The organism is Streptomyces sp. TRM68367 (assembly GCF_014495685.1).
Classification (GTDB): domain Bacteria; phylum Actinomycetota; class Actinomycetes; order Streptomycetales; family Streptomycetaceae; genus Streptomyces.
The window spans coordinates 118,845-135,573 of record NZ_JACTVI010000007.1 but is presented as its reverse complement, the minus strand read 5'-3'; the positions used below and the strand labels follow the sequence as shown (position 1 = coordinate 135,573).

Genomic DNA, 16,729 nt, shown 5'->3' with positions numbered 1-16,729 from the left:
CGCCGACGCCGACGCCGACGCCGACGCCGACGCCGACGCCGACGCCGACGCTGCCGACGCCGTGGACACCACCCCGGGCGGACTGCCCCGGCGCCGCAGCAGACGGAGTGAGGCGGCCCGGCCGCAGTCCGCCGAGCGCGGCGAGCGCGGCCCTGTCGCCGACGTCCCGCCGGACGCGTCCTTCGCGGGCCTCGCCGCCTTCGCCACCGCCGGACGCGGCGCCGGTGAGGACGGCAGGGCCGACGACCGTGCCACGCCCGCCGGATCCGAGTCCCCCGAGCAACGCACCGAAGAGAGCGACTAGTCCAGATGACGCAACAAGGAACAGACGTGAGCTGGGCGCTCCGGGATCTCGTCGAGAGCATCCAGGAGATCCGCTTCGCCCTGGTGGCCTCCAGCGACGGCAAGGCCATCACCTCCTACGGCGCCGACGACCCCGACGACGTCGACCGCTTCGCGGCCGTGGTGGCCGGCCTGCAGGCCCTGGCCCAGCCGGTCGCCGAGCAGTTCGCCCGGTACGGCGGACAGCTGGGACAGCTGCGCCTGGCGATGATCGAGGTCGACGGCGGTCACCTGTTCGTCGTCCGAGCCGGTATGGAGACGTATCTCGGTGTGCTCGCCCGTGAGGGCCTCGACCAGGGCCTGCTCGGACACCAGATGAGGGACCTGGCCCGCAGGATGGGTGAACTCCTCGGTACCACTGCGCGCCTGGAGGAGCACTCTGGATGAGTGCTCCCCGCAGGCCGATGGACCCGTCCGGTCTTGAGCGCTACTACGTCCTCACCGGGGGGCGCAGCGGACCGGGCGGTTCGGCGTCGAGCCTCGACGTGGCGACCCTCGTCGTCGCCCGCGCCGCCCCGTTACCGGGAATGCAGCACGAGCACGAGGAGATCCTCCGGCGCTGCCGCGATCCGCTGTCGGCGGCCGAGCTCGGCGCCCACCTCGGATTACCGTTCAACATTCTCGCGGTACTGCTGTCGGACCTGCTGGACGCGGGCCGAGTCGAGGCCCGCGACCCGATCCCGGCACATGACGCCGCCCGCGGGCCCGACCTCGCGCTCCTTGAGGAGGTACTCAGTGGACTTGAAAGGCTTTGACCAACCCTGGCGGCCGGGCGACGGGAAGACCCGCTCGGTGAAAGTGATGATCGCCGGCGGCTTCGGCACCGGGAAGACCACCATGGTCCGGTCGGTCAGCGACATCAAGCCGCTCACCACCGAGGAGACCCTCACCCAGGCCAGCGCCGACGTCGACCACCTCATCGGCGTCGCCGACAAGACGCAGACCACCGTCAGCCTGGACTTCGGCAAGATCGGCATCAACGACAGCCTGGTGCTGTACCTGTTCGGCACACCCGGCCAGGAGCGGTTCTGGTTCCTGTGGAACGGGCTGTTCAAGGGGGCGCTCGGCGCGATCGTGCTGGTGGACACCAGACGCCTGGCCTCCAGCTTCCGGGCGATCGAGGAGATGGAACGGCAGAACGTGCCCTTCGTCATCGCCCTGAACGTCTTCCCGGACTCCCAGGACTACCCCGTCGACGAGATCCGCGACGCCCTGGACATCTCCCCGCACACCCCGGTCGTGGCCTTCGACGCCCGCGACCGGGCTGCCAGCCGTGACGTGCTCATCACCCTCATCCAGCACCTGAAGGAACGCTCGGCCGTCGCTCTGGAGTCCCTGTGAACGACCAGCACGACCAGCACGCCCCCGATTCCGACGCCCCACGGGGCTGTCCCGTCGCCCACCACGGGGCCGACTTCGCCCGGCTGTACGGGCCGGAGGCGGCGACCGACCCGGGAGCCACCTACGAGCGGCTGCGCAAGGAGCACGGCACCGTCGCGCCGGTGCTGCTGGAGGGCGACGTGCCGGCCTGGCTGGTCCTCGGCTACCGGGACAACCGGCGGGTGCTGGACAACCCCCGGCAGTTCAGCCGGGACGCGCGGATCTGGCGGGACTGGCGGGAGGGCCGCGTCGCGGACACCTCGCCGCTGATCCCGATGGTCGCGTGGCGCCCGGACTGCGTGTCCCAGGACGGCGAGCCGCACCGCAGGCTGCGCGGTGCCGTCACCGACGGGCTGCAGGCGGCCGCCGGACGCGGTATCCGGCGGCACGCCACGCACTTCGCGAACAGGCAGATCGACGCCTTCGCGGGCGCCGGGCGCGCGGACCTGGTGGCGGACTACGCCGAGTACCTGCCGATGCTCGTGCTCACCCGCATCCTGGGGCTGCCCGTGGGGGAGGGGCGCGATCTGGTCGAGTCCTGTGCGCACGTCCTCCAGGGCGGCGAGGAGGCCCTCGTCCACGACGAGCGCATCCGGCGGATCCTCGGCGAACTCGCCGACCGCAAGCGGGCGGAGCCCGGAGCCGACTTCACCACCGCTTTGCTGGAGCACGACGCCGGGCTCGACGCGGACGAGGTGGTCAGCCATCTGCGCCTGGTGCTGGTCGCCGCGCACGTCACGACCAGCAACCTGCTGGCCCGGGTGCTGCAGCTGATCCTGACCGACACCGCCCGGCTGTCGGGGCTGATCAGCGGGCAGCTGAACATCTCGGCGGTGGTGGAGGAGATCATGTGGGACAGCCCGCCGCTGGCCGTGATGCCGGCGCGGTTCGCCGCCGCGGACCTGGAGCTGGGCGGGCACCAGATCCAGGAGGGCGACCTGCTGGTCCTCGGGCTCGCCCCGGGCAACGTCGACCCGGAGATCCGGCCCGATCAGGGCGTCTCCGTCCAGGGCAACCAGTCGCACCTGGCTTTCAGCGCCGGCCCGCACGAGTGCCCCGGCCAGAACATCGGCCAGGCCATCATCGAGATCGCCGTCGATGTCCTCCTCCACCGCCTCCCGGGCCTCCGCCTGGCGGTCCCACCGGAGGAACTCACCTCCACGGCCTCCACGTGGGAGTCCCGACTGGACAGCCTGCCGGTGGAGTTCCCCGTCTGACACCACCGACCGGTGACGGCTGGGGGGCGCGCCGATGGCCGACCGTTGGTCGACGGGCGTCGTCACCGCGCTTCGGACGTCAGCCGCGGACAGCCGACCGGCTGTTGGCGAGCCGCCGCCCAACCTCGGCATGCGGGAGCCCGACGGCAGGACCCAAGACAGCCGAGCCGGGCGGCGGCCGCTGTGCCACAGAGGGCCGGCAGCGGCGGCGGTGCGTGCGCAGGGCCGGTCGACGTGGCCGTGTCACGCGAGGCCGGACTCCGGCGGCCGGAAACCCGCGGCCCGGCACCGGCCGTCGCGTCACACGGCCAGCAGGTCGTCCACCGAGCCCCGGCCGGCCAGTTCGGCCGTGGCCACCGGTCCCTCCTTCGCCGCCGCGTAGCGGCCGGTGGTCAGGGCCCACTCGTAGTTGCCGTTGATCCAGTGCTGGATGGCCTCCACACCCTGCTGCACCTGGACCCGCTGCTCCTCGTCCAGGCCGAGTTCGTCGCACATCTTGGGTATCTCGGACTGGAGCTGCACGTACTCGTCGAGGCAGTCGGTCGTCATCCGGTACGCCTCGTCGGCCGCCTCCTGCCAGGAGCAGCCCCGCTCCCGGTGCAGTACGGCGATCAGGTTGTGGCCGTCCCCGCGGCGCCGCTCGCGCTCGAAGGAGTGGATGTCGTTCATGAACCCGATGGTGTCGGCGGCCAGATCCCGCATCCGCGCCATCAGCGGATGCCCCATCGCCTGCGCCGGCACCTCGAAGTGGCGGCTGCGCTCACCGGCGTCGATGCTGTGGTGGATGCCGACCGTACGGCGCCGGAACGCGGCGTACTCGTCCAGCGCCAGCGTCCCGGCCAGGCCCCGGGCCGCCAGGTCGACCTCCTCGCAGTGCGCCACCAGGAACCGGCCCCAGGACGCCGCAAACCGCGTCTGCCACGTCAAGGACATGCCATCGGAGAGGTGCTCCCACACCTCCGCCCAGGCGATGGTGATCGGGCAGACCACACGCGGCCGGCTGCCCGCCGGACGCAGCGGCGTGACGATGAGCTCCCGCGCGACCTCCGCTATCCGGTCCGCACGGTCGTCCGGCTGACTGGCGTCGAACTGGTCGTCGAAGAGGAAGGCGAGGGAGAACCAGTTCATCAGGACGGTCATGTCGTCCGCCGAGGCGTACGGGTAGGTACGGGCGGCGGCCTGCGGCAGATCCCAGGAGGTGTACTCGTCGAACCCGGCCTTGCTGCGTACCAGTCCCATGTCCCACACCCAGCGCAGATGCCGGGCCCGGGCGTACTCCAGATGCTCGCTGACGGGTGTGTCGAAGGGCAGGTCGAACCGGACGTCCTGAGGCATGCGCTTCCTTTCGGGAGACGGAACGCAGAGTCCCCCCGGCCCTGCGAGCGGGCGGTCGCCGTGGCCGCCCACGCACTCGAACTCGTCTTCGTGAGACGCAAGTTGAATCGAGAAGCGGTACGAGACTGCCCAGGGCGTAAATGATCTACGCGTGACCGGACCGTGATGCTGGTTACTGACCGAGCCTCGTGAGCTGCGTAGACTCGTCCGTTCCGCATCATGCCCGCGACGACTGGATCGGCGGCTCCGGGATAACCGCAAGGGAGGGCGGCGGACGCCCCGTCCCCCGAACCCTTGCGGAGGAGACATGGCAGTGGTGAAAGCGGGCGTCGTGGTGCTCGACTGCGCCGATCCCGAGCAGCTCGCAGCGTTCTACCAGGGCCTGCTGGAGGCGGAGACGACCGACGAGAGTGCCAACCGGATCGAGCTCAGGGGTGTCGACGGGACCCGGCTGGCACTCCGTCGCGACGTGAACGTGACCCCGCCCAGCTGGCCGCGCCCCGAGAACTCCCTCCAGGCGCACCTGGAGTTCCAGGTGGACGACCTGGACGAGGCAGAACGCCGGGTCGTCGATCTCGGCGGCCGCCCGACGCAGGCCAGGCACGCACCGGGCCCGCTGGAGGAGCGCGGCTACGCCGACCCGGCGGGCCACTCCTTCGTCCTGCGCCGCGTCCTGCCCGGGGCGCCCAAGCAGGACTGACCTGCCTGGCGTCCGAGCAGGGTCCCCGGCGCCCGAGCGGGGCCGACCCCGGCGTCCGGGCAGGGCCGAGCCGCCGTCCGAGCAGCGCTGACCCTCGGTCAGCTCCGGCCGCTCTTCTCGGGAGACGGCCAGGTCCCCGTCGTACGCTCGATGGCCTTCGCGCCCGTACGGTCCACGGCGCTGCGCACCACGGCGAAGATCGCCCCCTGGACGGCCGCGGCCAGCAGGATCTCACCCCAGCCGCGGTCCCGGTCCAGTGCATCGGGCGCGTCCTCCTCGTGCCGCAGCGCCATCCACGTCTTCTTGAAGGCGAGCCCCGCCAGCGATCCGCCCACCCAGCCCAGCACGAATCCGAACGGCTGGTAGGCGAGGGGGAGCTTCTTCTTCTTGCTCTTCTTGGCCACGGCGGCCTCCTTCGGTCTCGGTACGACAGGGGTTTCGTCAACAGCGGTCAGGGACGCCCCCGTTCGGGAACCTTCTCGTCGGCGCGGACGGGCCCCGGCGGGGTGCCGTCGCCGAACGGCCGGCCGCCCAGCGCCTGACGGTCGTGCGGCGCGAGCCACCCGGACAAGTCCGGGCCCAGCGGCACGATCCGGGTCGGATTGATGCCCGTGTGCACCTGGTAGTAGTGCCGCTTGATGTGGTCGAAGTCGACGGTGTCGCCGAAACCGGGCGTCTGGTAGAGGTCGCGGGCGTACGCCCACAGCACCTCGTGCTCCGCCAGCTTCCAGCGGTTGCACTTGAAGTGGCCGTGATAGACGGCGTCGAACCGGACCAGCGTGGTGAACAGCCGGATGTCCGCCTCGGTGATCGTGTCGCCGACCAGGTACCGCTGCCCCTCCAGCCGCCGGCCCAGCAGTTCCAGGCGCCGGAACAGCGCCGCGCACGCGCCCTCGTACTCCTCCTGGTCGGTGGCGAAGCCCGCCCGGTACACACCGTTGTTCACGTCCTCGTAGACGTCCGCCATCACCTGGTCGATCTCGTCGCGCAGCGCCCGCGGGTACAGGTCCGGTGCACCCTCCCGGTGCAGGGCGGTCCATTCCGTGGCGAGGTCCAGGGTGATCCGTTCGTAGTCGTTGGTGACCAGCTTCCGGCTGGGTACCTCCACGATCGCGGGCACGCTGACCCCGCCCGGGTAGCCGGTCTCCTGCCGGTCGTAGGCCTCGCTGAGGAAGCGGATGCCGAGGACCGGGTCGCGGCCGCCCGGGTCCAGGGTGAAGCGCCAGCTGCGGTCGTCCTGGATCGGGTCGGTGATCGCCAGGGACAGCGCGTCCTCCAGGCCGAGCAGCCGCCGGGAGATCACCGCGCGGCTGGCCCACGGACAGGCACGGCTGGCCACCAGACGGTAACGGCCCGGCTCCACCGGCCAGCCGCCCTGTCCGTCCGCGGTGATCCGGTCCGTGAAGTGGGCCTTGGACCGCCTGAACGCGCGGCGCCCGTAGGACTTGTTTCCGGCGTCTCCGGCGTCTCCGGCGTCTCCGGCGTCTCCGGCGTCTCCGGCGTCTCCGGCGTCTCCGGCGTCTCCGGCGTTTCTGGCATCCCCGGCGTTGTCGTCGGCGCGGCTCGTGGCAACCATGGCGAACCCTCCTCGGCGCGGCGTCGTCGCTGCGATACGTGCCCTGGTGAACGCGTTCCCCGTTTCACGCCGACGGCACGGCCCGGTGTGAGGCGGGCGAGCCGGGGCAGTCGTCGAAGGTGAGCGGTACACGACAGGACCGGAGGACACGCGTCACCGTGCTGGTGGCCCTCGCGGCCAACCTCCTGATCGCCACGGCCAAGGCGGTCGGGGGTCTGGTCGCTGGCTCGCCCGCCCTGCTGTCGGAGGCGGCGCACTCCGTGGCCGACAGCTTCAACGACGTCTTCCTGCTCGCCGCGCTGCGCCGCAGCCGCCGGCCCGCCGACCGGCGTCACCCCTTCGGCTACGGCAAGGAGCGGTTCTTCTGGTCGCTGCTCGCGGCCGTCGGCATCTTCGTCATGGGCGGCTGCTTCTCCTTCTTCCAGGGCATCGATGCACTGCGCGGCGGCTCCGGTGAGACGCTGAGCGGATACGTCGCCGGCCTCATCGTGCTCGGTGTCGCCCTCTTCACCGAGGGGATCTCGCTGCTGCGCGCCCTGTACCAGGTGCGCCGACAGGGTGGCACCGACGGCGGGGGGCTGCGCGATCCCGCCCTGCGCACCGTCGTCGCCGAGGACGGCACGGCGGTGCTCGGCGTAAGTCTGGCCATCACCGGTATGGCCCTGCACATGGCCACCGGGCAGATCGGTTACGAGGCCGCCGCGTCGTTCGCGATCGGCGCGCTGCTCGTGTACGTCGCCTACCGGCTCGGCCGCGAAGCCCGCGACCAGTTGATCGGCGAGGCCGCGGACCCGGAGGCCCGGGACCGGATCCGGTCCCTGCTGCGGGCACAGCCGGAGATCGACAGCGTGGAGGCGCTGTTCACCATGAAGACCGGCCTCGACTCCGCGCTGGTGGCTGCCCGCGTCGACCTGGCGCCCGGCCTGGACAGTGAACGGGTCGAGGAGGTCGCCGTCCGCATCAAACGGCACATCGCCCGCGCCGTCCCCGAGGCCGGCCAGATCTTCCTCGACGTGACCGAGCGATCCGCGCAGGAGGCACGAGAAAGCCCCGCCGCGACGGGGGAACGCGGCGGGGCCTGAAGCTCAGGTGCCCGGCCCACGCCGGTTCATGCGTCCCTGAGCCGAAAAAATCGAAGACATTCGACGATGTTCGACGAACGACCTCAGCCCTCGTCGGCCGGCTCCAGCACGAGGACCGGTATCTCCCGCTCCGTCTTGCGCTGGTAGTCGGCGTACGGCGGGTAGGCCGCCACGGCACGCTCCCACCACTCGGCCTTCTCCGCACCGGTGACCTCACGGGCCGTCATCTCCCGCTTCACCGTGCCGTCCTGAAGCTCCACGAGGGGATGGGCCTTGAGGTTGTGGTACCACACCGGGTGCCGGGGCGCGCCGCCCAGCGACGCCACCGCTGCGTAGCGCCCCTCGTGCTCGACCCGCATCACCGGCGTCTTGCGCAGTTTGCCGCTCTTCGCGCCCCGGTTGGTCATCAGGACGACGGGCATATCCGTGTCCCGCAGCGTGGTCCCCTCGGTCCCGCCGGACCTCTCGTACGCCTCGACCTGCTCCCGCACCCACTGCGTGGGGCTGGGCTCGTACTCACCCTCAAGAGGCATGCTCGCGTTCCTCTCGTCATGTCGTACACCTGACTGACACCGTCCATCAACACCGGTAAGCGCGGCGTTCATCCCCACCGGGAGCCCGCGAAACCCCCACCGGCGACAGGCCCGCGTGGCTGGATCCGGAGGTTCTCGCACCGTCCCTGTGGCCGGTTTCCGAAACGTGCACGGCGGTGTGCGCTCCGGCGGCGACAGCCGTCCCGGTGTTCGAACGAGGCGCGGCGTTCCTCGGCCAGATTTGCGCGGGCGGGCGATCTGGCCGAACTTCGCGTCGTCCCTTAGATGCACGGGGCATCTAATGAAGATCGGTACGAGGCACACTTCGTCTGCGAGGTCTTCCATGACGGACTTGACGGGCTCGATGGACTTCACGGGGATGAAGGACGGGACGGAACCCGTCGCCTTCCCCCAGAACCGGACCTGTCCCTACCACCCACCCGCCGCCTACGACCCGCTGCGCGCCGCCCGCCCGCTGGCCCGGGTCACCCTCTTCGACGGCCGCGAAGCCTGGTTCGTCACCGGTCACGGCGTGGCCCGCGCACTGCTGGCCGACCAGCGCCTGACCTCCGACCGCACCCACCCCGACTTCCCCGCGCCCACCGAGCGCTTCGCCCAGATCCGCGACCGGCGCGCCGCACTGCTGGGCGTCGACGACCCCGAGCACCGCACCCAACGCCGTATGGTGGCCGCCGACTTCACCCTCAGACGGGCCGCCGCACTGCGCCCGCGGATCCAGCAGATCGTCGACGAGCGGCTCGACGCGATGATCGCGCAGGGGCCGCCCGCTGACCTGGTGACCGCGTTCGCGCTGCCTGTGCCGTCCACGGTGATATGCGTCCTGCTCGGCGTGCCGTACGACGACCACGACTTCTTCGAGGAACAGTCCCGGCGGCTGCTGCGCGGCCCGGCGGCCTACGACGTACAGGACGCCCGCGACCGCCTCGAGGCCTACATCGACGACCTGATCGGCCGTAAGGAGAAGGACCGCGGCACCGGCCTGCTGGACGACCTCGTCCACCTCCAGCTGCGCTCCGGGGAGGTGGACCGCGAGTACCTCATCAACCTGGCTATCATCCTGCTGGTCGCCGGGCACGAGACGACCGCCAACATGATCTCGCTCGGCACCTACACCCTGCTCCAGCACCCCGAGCGGCTCGCCGAACTGCGCTCCGCCCCGGACCTGCTGCCCGCCGCTATCGAGGAGCTGATGCGCCTGCTGTCGATCGCTGACGGCATGCTGCGCATGGCCGTAGAGGACATCGAGATCGCCGGGACGACGATCCGGGCGGGCGACGGAGTGATCTTCTCGACCTCCGTCATCAACCGCGACGAGACCGTCTACCCCGATCCGGACAGCCTCGACTGGCACCGCCCGGCCCGCCACCACGTCGCCTTCGGCTTCGGCATCCACCAGTGCCTCGGCCAGAACCTCGCCCGCGCCGAACTGGAGATCGCCCTGCGCACCCTCTTCGCCCGGCTGCCCGGGCTGCGCCTGGCCGCACCGGCCGACGAGATCCCGTTCAAGCCCGGCGACACGATCCAGGGGATGCTGGAACTCCCCGTGGCCTGGTAAGAGGCTGCACCTATGCACATCGACATCGACAAGGACATCTGCATCGGCGCCGGGCAGTGCGCCCTGACCGCCCCGGACGTCTTCACCCAGGACGACGACGGATACAGCACGCTGCTGCCCGGCCATGAGGACGGCGACCATCCGCTGGTGCGGGAGGCCGCTCGCGCCTGCCCGGTCGGCGCCATCACTGTGTCGGAGACGGCGAGTTGACGCCGGGCAGGCCAAGCACGGCCAGGCGCAGCCCGCGCAGCCGCTCCGGGTCGGCGATCACGTCGTAGGAGGTGACCCGCTCGCCCTCGACGGTGACCTTCAGGACGTACAGCAGCCGCCCCCGCGGCGCGACCACGAGCCCGACGCCGCCGTCGACCAGCGCCGGCGCCGCGTGCCGGGTCCGGTGCCGGAACAGCACGGTGCCCTCCGCCACCGCGCGCGCCCCGCGCAGCTCGGCCGGCGTTCCGGGCGGCAGGGCGCCTGGGTCGGCCCGGCGTACCACGTCGGGGGCCAGCAGGGTCAGCAGCGCGCCGAGGTCGCCGCCCCGCGCGGCGGTCAGGAACGCCTCGACGACCCGCCGGTGCCGCTCCAGCTCGGCCCCCGGCACGGCCGGCGTGCCCCGCACCTTCCGGCGGGCCCGGCTGGCCAGCTGCTTCGCGGCCGGCACCGAGCGCTCCACGACCGGCGCGACCCGGTCGAAGGGCACCCCGAACAGGTCGTGCAGCACGAACGCGACCCGTTCCGCAGGAGTCAGCGAGTCCAGCACGACCAGCAGCGCGAGGCCCACCGACTCGGCGAGCACGGCGTCGTCCTCCGGCCCGGCCTCCCCGGCTCCCGCCTCCGGCGGTGCCTGCCCGTACGGCTCCTCGCGCCGCGCCGCGCGGGAGCGCAGCATGTCCAGGCAGACCCGCGAGACCACGGTCGTCAGCCAGGCCCCCAGATTGACGATGGTCTCGCCGTTCTCGCCGTTCTCGCCGTTCTCGCCGTTCTCGCCGTTCTTGCCGTTCTCGCCGCCCGCGCGGTCCAGCCGCAGCCAGGCCTCCTGCACGGCGTCCTCGGCCTCGCCCGCCGAGCCCAGCATCCGGTACGCGACCGCCCACAGCCGGCCGCGCCGCTCCTCGAACCGCCGCGCCAGCTCGTCCCGCCCGTCCATCGGTCACCTTTCTCCCGTGTGCTCCGTCACCCCGTCGCACCCCTATGACGTATCCGACGAGACAGAGGTGACCATCCGATGCTGCTGCACATCGACTCCAGCGCCGACGCGACCGCCGACTCCGTCAGCCGGAGCCTGACCGGCCTGTTCACCACGGCCTGGCGCGAGAGGCATCCGGCGGGGGAGCGCCGGTACCGGGACCTGGCCGCCGATCCGGTGCCGCCGCTGACTCCGGCGTACCCGGTCCTCGGCCGCCGCGTGGAGCGCGAGGGCTTCGTCCCGCCGGACAAGGTGCCCGCCCTGATCACGAACGCCCCCGAGGAACGGGAGTGGGCGCTGACGCTCCCGCTGATCGACGAACTGCGGGCGGCGGACACGGTGCTGCTCGGCGTGCCGATGTACAACTTCTCGGTGCCGGCGAGCCTGAAGGCGTGGATCGACCGTGTGACGTTCCCCGGCGCGTTCACCGACCCCGACACCGGCGAGAAGCTGCTGCGCGACACCCGCGTCGTCGTGGTCATGGCCCGGGGCGGCGGCTACGGCCCCGGCACCCCACGCGCCCACTGCGACTTCCAGGCGCCGTACCTCCGGACCTACTTCGGCGCCCTGGGCGTGGCACCGGGGAACCTCCACCTGGTGGCCGCCGAACTCACCCGCGTCGACGTCCTGCCCCAGCTGGCCGGCCTGGAGCACCTGGCCGCGGACTCGCTCGCCGCGGCACGCGCGGCGGTGACGGAGCTGGCCTCGGTCTGATCCCACGGGGCTTGCGGACACGTGGCCTTCGCACATGCCGCCTCCCTCCGGAGACAGGGACAGGCCGGGTCCAAGACGCAACAATCCGGCCTGTCGGTCGAATTGCCCGGCACGGCGGGCCGCGCTGCGGCAGTCTCGGAACAGGGCCGTGTGCGGGCCCACACAGGTGCGCTCCGCCGGCCGCCCGGGCGTGGCCGCCGGGGCGCGTGCCGTGACCGTCCAGGCGCAGGGAGGCAGACATGGCATGGCGGACCGAGGAGTTCGGGGAGTGCCACCAGGGCATCGTGGGCGCGGTCCTCGCCGACGGCGCCGAGCCCCGGCCGGTGTACCTGGACATCGGCAGCGTCGCTGGAACGCATCACCGACACCGTCAGCCGGGAGGCCGCCTACGCGGCCCGCGCCGACGCCCTGCCCTGGGAGTCCATCGGCAGGGGTCTCGGCCTGAGCGCCGACAAGGCCCGCGCCCGCGTGCCGCGCTACTCCCTGCCCTACTGACTGCCCTACTGATCGCGCCCCCTCCGGGGCGCGACCTGGCGTCCACGGGCGTCCCTTGGGGTTCCCCGTGACCGAATGGCGCCGCCCCGGCGACCCGAGCCCCTTCCCGCCGTGCGGCAGTGTGCCGCTCCGCCGCGTGGGCGCGACCAGCCTCGACCGACCGCGACCGTGCCCACCGGCCGAACCCCCTAGTGCGGTCCCTCCGGCGCGAACTCCGTTCCGCACGGTCCCGCACCCTCGCTCTCCGGCAACGGCACCCGCTCACCGCTCATCGTCACCGTGCGGTAGTAGTGCCCGATACGCTCGGCCGAACGCCCGACATAGTGACCGATGAACGACCGCCGGAACCGATCGGCCGTGCGGTTGGGCTGCGACCCGTGCACCAGGCTGCCGTTGAAGAAGAGCACGTCGCCCGGCGACATGTTCACGGGCACGGCGGACAGACCGGGCGGCGGCGGCACGTACTCGCGGGCGAACGACACCTCCGCGTCGGCCAGTTCGGGGCAGAACAGATCCATCCGGTGCGTACCCGGCACCACCTCGAGCCCGCCGTTGTCCCGGTCGATGGCATCGCACGCGAGCCACGCCGCGACGCACGTGCCCGGCTCCACCCGCAGATAGAAGTTGTCCTGGTGCAGCGCCTGCCCCCGGGCCCCCGGCGGCTTGAAGTAGAACATGCTCTGCGCGGCCAGCACCTCCTCCCCGAGCAGCGCCTCGAGCACCGTGCGCAGCCGCGCGTCCAGCAGCACACGCCGTGCGACGTCGTTGATCTCGTGCGGCTGCATCACCCGCGGCCACACGTGCAGCGGATCGGTGCCCGGCCGGGGCTCGAAGTGCCCGGGCACCGGACCGGCCGCGTGCAGCGCCGCGAACTCGGCGCACAGCCGGTCGATCTCGTCGGATGCGAACAATCCCCGTACGACGGTGAAGCCGTACTCCTGAAACCGCTGAAGGCCGGCCTCGCTCAGGAGGGGAGCGCCGGCGGCGCCCGTGCCCGTGACTGTCATGCGTGCACTCCCAGGTCGGTGTCCCTACCCTCGACACGCTAGGTCGCCGAGCGATCCAGGAGGATGCCCATGCGTGCTGACGGATTGCCCGACACTGCTGCGCCCGGCGATCCGGCCCCGCCGGCCGGCCTGGTCGTCGTCGGCCGCTTCGACCAGACGCCGGAGTACGCCGTCCACCGTCCGCGCGGCGCCGACAGCTGGCTGTTCACCTGGACGACGGGCGGTGCCGGGCGGCTGCGGCAGGGCGGGACGGGGGCGCGGGCGGGCGCCGGGGACCTGGTGGTGCTCGCGCCGGGCGCGGCGCACGGTTACGCGGTCGAGCCAGGCGCCCGGCACTGGCGGTTCTGGTGGGCGCACTGCCAGGCCCGGCCTGCCTGGGCGTCCTGGCTGCGCCCGTACGCCGCCGGCGACGGCCTGTACGTCGTCAGCCCGACGCCGGCAGCCGTGCACGAGCGGGTCGAGTCGGCGTTCCGCAGGCTGCTTGCCGACGCCCGCTGGACCGGTACCGGGGCGCCGCCCACGGCCGCGCCCGAGGAGGGGCGGATCGTCCTCGCCCACGGCAGCGCCGCGCGCGAACTGGCCCTGTGCGCGCTGGAGGAGGTCGTCCTGCTCACCACGGCCACCGCGCGGACCCGGGCGCCCGAGCCGGGGCTGGACGCCCGGGTGCGCCGGGCCCAGGAGCTGATCGCCGCCGACCCGGCTGCCCCGCACACCGTCCGCTCGCTCGCCGCCGAGGTCGCGCTGTCGCCGTCCCGGTTCGCCCACCTGTTCACCCAGCAGTCCGGCCAGTCGCCGATGCGGGCGCTGAGCGAGGCGCGGCTACGGCACGCCGCCCGGCTGCTGGAGGGCACGGGTCTGCCCGTGGAACGCGTCGCGGCGGCATCGGGCTTCGCCAGCCCCTTCCACTTCAACCGGATCTTCCGCGAGCGCTACGGGATGCCGCCCGGCGCATACCGTGCGGGTCACGGCGGAGCGGAGGGATAAATTCCGGCCATCCGTCATTGGTTGTGCGACAGCCGCGGATTCGGTGAAGCCGTGGACGGATTCCCGGCGTGAGCTGCTGTACTCGCCGCCCGTCAATGGTTTTCCGGGTGCCGAAGCTGGGTGTGATGAATCCTTCCGGCGATTCTTCGGCCGATAGTGCGGCAATGTGTTAAAGCGGCGCACGGGCGCTGTTGACTCTTTGTCAAAAAATCTGTGGCGGCGTACGCAAAGCGCAAAACGGGGACCTCTCTTGTTCCCTCTTGCCGCACTGTGCAAAGGTATGCGTCACCGTCCCCACGCTCCAAAAGAGCTGCCCTGGGCGGGCGTTCGTGAGAGCCGAATCCAGTGCGGACCAATCCCGCCGCATCGCCGGCTGAGGGCGCATACCCCTTGGTGTGGACTAATTCCCGCAGGTCCTTGAGAGGAATGCAGTAGTGAAAGACGCAGGCCTGTCGAATTCCCCCGCTTCCGTCCCGCGATTCGACGCCACGGACGAGCAACTGAGCGCCGAGCTCAGGAAGTGGACGGGGGCGACGCCCGCGCTTCAGCCCGTCGGCGAACTGCTCGACCGGCACTGGGAAGCGGCCTTCGCTTATGCACGGCTGTGCACCGACGGTCCGCGTTCTGCCGGAATGCTCACCACCGCCGCATTCACCCGGCTGTTCGGCGAGACCCTGCGGCAGAACGGGCCGAGCGCCGCGTGGCGGCCCCACCTCCTCGTGACCGTGCGCCGGATCGCGGCCGAGTGGGGCGCCGACCACCGGCGGGAACTGCTCCACCCCGAGCTGAGCGGTGCGCCGGACAGCGCGGAGCACCTGGCCGCCCGACTGCTCCCCCCGCCGGACCGGTACCTGTTGTCCAAGGCTTTCCAGCGGCTGCCCCAGGCCGCGCGCTGCGTGCTGTGGCACAGCGAGGTCGAGGGCGAGCCCTTCGACGCCCCCGCCGCGCTGCTCGGCCTGGACGAGGAGGCCGTGCGCACCGAGCTGCGCCGGGCCCGCGAACGGCTGTGCGAGGAGTGCCTGCAGCTGCACCGCGAAGTCGCCCCCGAGCAGGAGTGCCGGCAGTACGAGCGCCTGCTGGACGTGACCTACCGCCGCGGCGCCGTCGACCTCGACCCCGATCTGCGCGAGCACCTGGATCGGTGCGGGCACTGCCGGTACACCGCCGGGCAGCTCGAAGCGTTCAACACCGGACTCGGCACCGCGCTGGCCGAGGCGGTGCTCGGCTGGGGCGCGCGGGACTACGTGGACAGCGGGCTGGGCGTCGCCGATGCCGCCGCGCAGGAGGCGGCGCATGTCCAGGCCGCCGCCGAGGAGGCCCTCCCGGGCGCGGCGGCACCGCACCCCCCGATCGCGGGCGAGTCCTTCGCCGACCCCGCCCCGCCGGTCGCGCCCGGGGCTGCCGCGGTCGGCCCCGCCGCGCCGGTCGCGCCCGAGGCGTTCGCCGGCCCAGCGGCCAACGGCCCCGCCGCTGCCGTTGCACCTGAGGCGCTCGCCGGTCCTGCCCCTTCGGTCGCTCCCGAGGCGTTCGCCGACCCCGCCGGTACCGGCCCCGCCGCGGCGGTCACGCCCGAGTCCGTAGCCGACCCGGCCGCGGCCGATGGCGTCACCGCCCCCGCCCCGCCGGTGCCCCCGAAGCCCACCACACCGCCGATCGTGGGATCCGACGCGGCAGCGGCCGGAACCACCGCGACCGACACCACCGTGCCGGGCGCCATGGAGCCGGGCCCCGCCGCACCCCGCCCCCGCTCCCGCCGCTGCGCCCTGCGGGCCGCCCGCCGCAGCGCCCGCCGCCGCAACCTCGCCGCGGCCGTCGTGACGGTGAGCGGGCTGATAGTCCTGCCGCTGGTCCTGTGGTCCACCGGCGATTCCGGCGACGGCGCTCCGGCGGCCGGCGGCCGCCCCTCGGAAACACCCGGCGCGGACGCGGGCAGATCACCGGACGACTCCGGCGACCCCTCCTGGATCGGGGCCGGTGATGCGGAGAAGGGTGCCCTGCGGGGCGGCCTGCACAACGTCAGGTCCGGGCTGTGCGTCGCCATCGCCGGCAAGAAGGCCGTCAAGGGCGCGGGGGCCGAGCTCGCCACCTGCTCCTCGGGGGCCGAACAGCAGTGGACGTACGAGACCGACGGGCTGCTGCGCAGCGGGGCCAACCCCGACCTGTGCCTGGACTCGCACCTCGGCTACTCGGTCCGGCTGGCCCCGTGCAGCGGCACCGACCAGCCCGACACCAAGAACGTCCGCTACGACTTCACCCTCCAGGGCGCCCTCGTACCGCGCTGGAACCAGGACCTGGCCCTGGCCCCCGCCACGACCCGCGGATCGGGCGACCTGGTCCTCAAGACCCGCGCCGACAACGGCCTCCAGCGCTGGCAGATCGACACCTCCAAGCCCGACCTCCAGATGGAGATGGTCCGCTGGGAGGCGAGGAACGACAGCCCGCCGAAGTCTTCGGCCCCCAAGCCCACCCCCTCGAAGGAGCCGAAGACCACCTCGGCGCCCTCCCCGACCCCGTCGCCCCCGACCCCGGACTCCGGCGACAACCCCTGCGCCCCCTACGGCTACGACTGCTCCCGGGACGGGGACGGCGACCGGTACGGCCGGCC

The 16,729-nt window shown here is 72.3% G+C and carries 16 protein-coding genes and 2 pseudogenes; 12 read left to right on the top strand and 6 right to left on the bottom strand.

Annotation, left to right across the window (positions count from 1 at the left end; translation table 11 throughout):
- From H8R17_RS07795 to H8R17_RS07775, 5 genes and pseudogenes are all read left to right on the top strand, one after another.
- Nucleotides 1-304, top strand: a pseudogene (locus tag H8R17_RS07795) (ATP-binding protein); the annotation flags it as partial.
- Between the two features lie 5 nt (nucleotides 305-309).
- Nucleotides 310-729 (top strand): roadblock/LC7 domain-containing protein, encoded by a 420-nt coding sequence (locus tag H8R17_RS07790; protein ID WP_187822394.1) that lies wholly within the window; start codon nucleotides 310-312, stop codon nucleotides 727-729.
- Entirely contained in the window at nucleotides 726-1,097 is a 372-nt protein-coding gene (locus H8R17_RS07785; RefSeq protein WP_187822393.1) for a DUF742 domain-containing protein, read from the top strand. Before H8R17_RS07790 ends, H8R17_RS07785 begins: the two co-directional genes overlap by 4 nt.
- Complete coding sequence (locus tag H8R17_RS07780) at nucleotides 1,078-1,683, top strand: ATP/GTP-binding protein (RefSeq protein WP_187822392.1); 606 nt, start codon at nucleotides 1,078-1,080, stop codon at nucleotides 1,681-1,683. Before H8R17_RS07785 ends, H8R17_RS07780 begins: the two co-directional genes overlap by 20 nt.
- On the top strand, nucleotides 1,680-2,939 hold the full coding sequence (locus H8R17_RS07775; RefSeq protein ID WP_187822391.1) for a cytochrome P450: 1,260 nt from the start codon (nucleotides 1,680-1,682) through the stop codon (nucleotides 2,937-2,939). Before H8R17_RS07780 ends, H8R17_RS07775 begins: the two co-directional genes overlap by 4 nt.
- A 300-nt stretch (nucleotides 2,940-3,239) precedes the next feature.
- Here the strand turns inward: H8R17_RS07775 and H8R17_RS07770 are convergent, their stop codons facing one another.
- Nucleotides 3,240-4,274, bottom strand: coding sequence for a 7-epi-alpha-eudesmol synthase (locus H8R17_RS07770; RefSeq protein ID WP_187822390.1), 1,035 nt, complete (start codon nucleotides 4,272-4,274; stop codon nucleotides 3,240-3,242).
- 307 nt (nucleotides 4,275-4,581) lie between these two features.
- Here H8R17_RS07770 and H8R17_RS07765 point away from each other — a divergent pair, with 307 nt between their 5' ends.
- Entirely contained in the window at nucleotides 4,582-4,974 is a 393-nt protein-coding gene (locus H8R17_RS07765) for a VOC family protein (protein ID WP_187822389.1), read from the top strand.
- Between the two features lie 98 nt (nucleotides 4,975-5,072).
- Here the strand turns inward: H8R17_RS07765 and H8R17_RS07760 are convergent, their stop codons facing one another.
- Both H8R17_RS07760 and H8R17_RS07755 read right to left on the bottom strand, forming a co-directional pair.
- On the bottom strand, nucleotides 5,073-5,378 hold the full coding sequence (locus H8R17_RS07760; protein ID WP_187822388.1) for a DUF4235 domain-containing protein: 306 nt from the start codon (nucleotides 5,376-5,378) through the stop codon (nucleotides 5,073-5,075).
- A gap of 47 nt (nucleotides 5,379-5,425) precedes the next feature.
- On the bottom strand, nucleotides 5,426-6,550 hold the full coding sequence (locus H8R17_RS07755; RefSeq protein WP_187822387.1) for a glutathione S-transferase family protein: 1,125 nt from the start codon (nucleotides 6,548-6,550) through the stop codon (nucleotides 5,426-5,428).
- A 119-nt stretch (nucleotides 6,551-6,669) separates the two neighbouring features.
- Here H8R17_RS07755 and H8R17_RS07750 point away from each other — a divergent pair, with 119 nt between their 5' ends.
- Nucleotides 6,670-7,632 (top strand): cation diffusion facilitator family transporter, encoded by a 963-nt coding sequence (locus tag H8R17_RS07750; protein WP_316959337.1) that lies wholly within the window; start codon nucleotides 6,670-6,672, stop codon nucleotides 7,630-7,632.
- Between the two features lie 83 nt (nucleotides 7,633-7,715).
- Here the strand turns inward: H8R17_RS07750 and H8R17_RS07745 are convergent, their stop codons facing one another.
- Complete coding sequence (locus tag H8R17_RS07745; RefSeq protein ID WP_187822385.1) at nucleotides 7,716-8,165, bottom strand: nitroreductase family deazaflavin-dependent oxidoreductase; 450 nt, start codon at nucleotides 8,163-8,165, stop codon at nucleotides 7,716-7,718.
- Between the two features lie 343 nt (nucleotides 8,166-8,508).
- Between H8R17_RS07745 and H8R17_RS07740 the strand changes: the two genes are divergently transcribed.
- Both H8R17_RS07740 and H8R17_RS07735 read left to right on the top strand, forming a co-directional pair.
- On the top strand, nucleotides 8,509-9,741 hold the full coding sequence (locus tag H8R17_RS07740; RefSeq protein WP_187822384.1) for a cytochrome P450: 1,233 nt from the start codon (nucleotides 8,509-8,511) through the stop codon (nucleotides 9,739-9,741).
- A gap of 12 nt (nucleotides 9,742-9,753) precedes the next feature.
- The gene (locus tag H8R17_RS07735; protein WP_187822383.1) at nucleotides 9,754-9,951 is read left to right on the top strand and encodes a ferredoxin; all 198 of its coding nucleotides are present in this window, start codon (nucleotides 9,754-9,756) and stop codon (nucleotides 9,949-9,951) included.
- Here H8R17_RS07735 and H8R17_RS07730 read toward each other — a convergent pair.
- Nucleotides 9,926-10,885 (bottom strand): sigma-70 family RNA polymerase sigma factor, encoded by a 960-nt coding sequence (locus tag H8R17_RS07730; protein WP_187822382.1) that lies wholly within the window; start codon nucleotides 10,883-10,885, stop codon nucleotides 9,926-9,928. The genes H8R17_RS07735 and H8R17_RS07730 overlap by 26 nt on opposite strands.
- A gap of 78 nt (nucleotides 10,886-10,963) precedes the next feature.
- Here H8R17_RS07730 and H8R17_RS07725 point away from each other — a divergent pair, with 78 nt between their 5' ends.
- Complete coding sequence (locus H8R17_RS07725) at nucleotides 10,964-11,638, top strand: FMN-dependent NADH-azoreductase (protein WP_187822381.1); 675 nt, start codon at nucleotides 10,964-10,966, stop codon at nucleotides 11,636-11,638.
- A 683-nt stretch (nucleotides 11,639-12,321) separates the two neighbouring features.
- On the opposite strand, the gene H8R17_RS07720 is transcribed toward H8R17_RS07725, so the two are convergent.
- Nucleotides 12,322-13,140, bottom strand: a complete 819-nt coding sequence (locus tag H8R17_RS07720; protein WP_187822380.1) for a phytanoyl-CoA dioxygenase family protein — start codon at nucleotides 13,138-13,140, stop codon at nucleotides 12,322-12,324.
- Between the two features lie 69 nt (nucleotides 13,141-13,209).
- On the opposite strand from H8R17_RS07720, the gene H8R17_RS07715 reads away from it, so the two are divergent.
- Together H8R17_RS07715 and H8R17_RS07710 are read left to right on the top strand one after the other, a co-directional pair.
- Nucleotides 13,210-14,124 carry a helix-turn-helix domain-containing protein gene (locus H8R17_RS07715; protein WP_187822379.1) on the top strand — a complete coding sequence of 305 codons (915 nt, stop codon included), beginning with the start codon at nucleotides 13,210-13,212 and terminating at the stop codon, nucleotides 14,122-14,124.
- A gap of 632 nt (nucleotides 14,125-14,756) precedes the next feature.
- A pseudogene (locus H8R17_RS07710) lies at nucleotides 14,757-16,436 on the top strand (ricin-type beta-trefoil lectin domain protein); the annotation flags it as partial.
- Nucleotides 16,437-16,729 lie beyond the last annotated feature (293 nt).

Coding starts and splice junctions, on each gene's coding strand:
- H8R17_RS07790 (WP_187822394.1), top strand. CDS start 310: ATGACGCAACAAGGAACAGACGTGAGCTGGGCGCTCCGGGATCTCGTC.
- H8R17_RS07785 (WP_187822393.1), top strand. CDS start 726: ATGAGTGCTCCCCGCAGGCCGATGGACCCGTCCGGTCTTGAGCGCTAC.
- H8R17_RS07770 (WP_187822390.1), bottom strand. CDS start 4,274: ATGCCTCAGGACGTCCGGTTCGACCTGCCCTTCGACACACCCGTCAGC.
- H8R17_RS07765 (WP_187822389.1), top strand. CDS start 4,582: ATGGCAGTGGTGAAAGCGGGCGTCGTGGTGCTCGACTGCGCCGATCCC.
- H8R17_RS07755 (WP_187822387.1), bottom strand. CDS start 6,550: ATGGTTGCCACGAGCCGCGCCGACGACAACGCCGGGGATGCCAGAAAC.
- H8R17_RS07745 (WP_187822385.1), bottom strand. CDS start 8,165: ATGCCTCTTGAGGGTGAGTACGAGCCCAGCCCCACGCAGTGGGTGCGG.
- H8R17_RS07740 (WP_187822384.1), top strand. CDS start 8,509: ATGACGGACTTGACGGGCTCGATGGACTTCACGGGGATGAAGGACGGG.
- H8R17_RS07735 (WP_187822383.1), top strand. CDS start 9,754: ATGCACATCGACATCGACAAGGACATCTGCATCGGCGCCGGGCAGTGC.
- H8R17_RS07730 (WP_187822382.1), bottom strand. CDS start 10,885: ATGGACGGGCGGGACGAGCTGGCGCGGCGGTTCGAGGAGCGGCGCGGC.
- H8R17_RS07725 (WP_187822381.1), top strand. CDS start 10,964: ATGCTGCTGCACATCGACTCCAGCGCCGACGCGACCGCCGACTCCGTC.
- H8R17_RS07720 (WP_187822380.1), bottom strand. CDS start 13,140: ATGACAGTCACGGGCACGGGCGCCGCCGGCGCTCCCCTCCTGAGCGAG.
- H8R17_RS07715 (WP_187822379.1), top strand. CDS start 13,210: ATGCGTGCTGACGGATTGCCCGACACTGCTGCGCCCGGCGATCCGGCC.